Raw genomic sequence first — 1,872 nt, 5'->3', positions numbered from 1 at the left:
GATTATAGTCTTACTTGTTATGGCTTTAGGAGGATGTATATTCAATAGAGCATAAATTCGCTTTATTTCTTCTTTTGTATATTTACGGGTGTATTTTTGACCAACAGTAAAAGAATTTTTTATTAAGCGAATAACCTCTGTTCCGGTTGCCTTCTCACTGTATTGCTTCTGTATCATGGCTTCCGTGATTTTCTTTTTGGAATATTTGAGTTGTTCAATCACTTCTTTACCTACCGTATCATAAGCTTCAACAATAAATGAATCAGCCGCAATCAAATCCCGCTTGTATTCCAATTCCATTTCAGTAGCACAATTTCCCAACATCTCCAACTGGCGGACTATCTCTTTACGCTTGTCTTTAATGGATTGAGATTTATTTTCCCTCTTTAACCGCTCAAAGTCACCTATCGAATAGTAAAATCCATGTTGATAAGAAATAAATGAATAACAATTATCGTATGCCTCGTTTAGAGAGCCTTTATCGTAATAATAATTTTTCATCAATTCCTCATCTATGTAGTTGTCTATTGCAAACCAATTCTCTCTCCCGTTCCTATCAAGCATCTTATTAAAAGGAAGACTTTCCAGTGCAGCACGGTAAGCATCACGGGAAGCCCTGTCTGTTGCACAATCATAAAAGTTCTTCATTGTTCGATATATCTCCTTGCTGCAAACAATATATCCTTTTATTTCTTCTTTCGTTCTTTGTGGTATACCTTCTTTAACGTTACTAATATGTGTAATTGATGATACACCATTTCTGAATCGTCCAACCATCTGGATAGCATCAGTATAAGGGTCTATCATTGTATGTTCCGCAAAGTAAACATCGGTTAGCATTATTACATGAGGTTTCTGTTCTAACTCAATATCCACAGCATTTAAAAAACGGCTAGTTAAAAAGTTGTACAGTTTCATTTTATCAATACTGCACTGTTCATAGGCATTGGTAAATTTATTCCTTCTCAACTTATCAACACTCTTAGGGGCACAAAAGACTGCGGAATCTTCCAATAAATCTAGTTGCTTCATCAATGAATATATAATATCAGTTGAATTGATAAACACACAAATCGGAAGTGGTGCAGCTTCCTCATTGTTTAGCTTGGATAGTGTATCTTTAAATGCTTGCAGCGTATTATTCGTATGATGAAGCCAAATCTCCTTTTTATAATCGAAAGTCGGTTGTATTTCTATTGTCTGAAAGTTCTGCTCCTTAAATCGAGGGTCATTCAATTCTATCGGTGTAGCAGAGACCAATGCTTTTTGGTCAAACTTAAAGAAATCATCTATCGGTAGTGTTATGTCACTCCGGTAATCCGCATCCTTCACTAGCTTATGACATTCATCAAACAGAAGAAAACAAGAACAATGCACACTCATTTCCAGTTCTTCAAATGCATCCTTTACTTTCTGAAAACTTTCAGGAGTGGTAAGTATCTTATAATACTTATTCTTACTCTTCTCCAAATATTTTACGATATCGTCAGTATATACACCTTCATATACTCCGAACAGATTATCATCTTTATGCTTAGGGTCATTGCACTTACCAATTATAACAGGAACATTCGGCTCAATGATAATCGAGTTACGTTTTGCTGTGATTTCTCCATAGGTAGCACCAAGTCCGGTCAACTTCTTATAAAGAATAGTATTCGTAGGAATTTCGGGAAGAACTTCGGTAAGGTATTGCACCTTACCGAGCTCACTAAGATTAATTTCTATTGTCATCTTCCTCATTAACGTCTATCACATCCATTCCTTCATTTTCGTATTCTTCCTGCTTGATTGCATCAAAATCAGGTGCATCTTGCAACAAATTTCCAGGAGTATTAGCTTCATTAATGAACTGGGACAACTCTTCTACTG

Annotated in this window: 1 protein-coding gene; it reads right to left on the bottom strand. The window is 35.7% G+C overall.

What is annotated here, in order from left to right:
- The coding region (locus AB5935_RS24975) for a DEAD/DEAH box helicase family protein (protein ID WP_368327754.1) at positions 1 to 1,734 on the bottom strand (1,734 nt) is incomplete at its 3' end.
- Positions 1,735 to 1,872 lie beyond the last annotated feature (138 nt).

The organism is Phocaeicola sp. RTP21198st1_B8_RTP21198_201120, assembly GCF_040929485.1.
Taxonomy (GTDB): domain Bacteria; phylum Bacteroidota; class Bacteroidia; order Bacteroidales; family Bacteroidaceae; genus Phocaeicola; species Phocaeicola dorei.
This window is presented reverse-complemented; position numbering and strand designations above follow the sequence as displayed.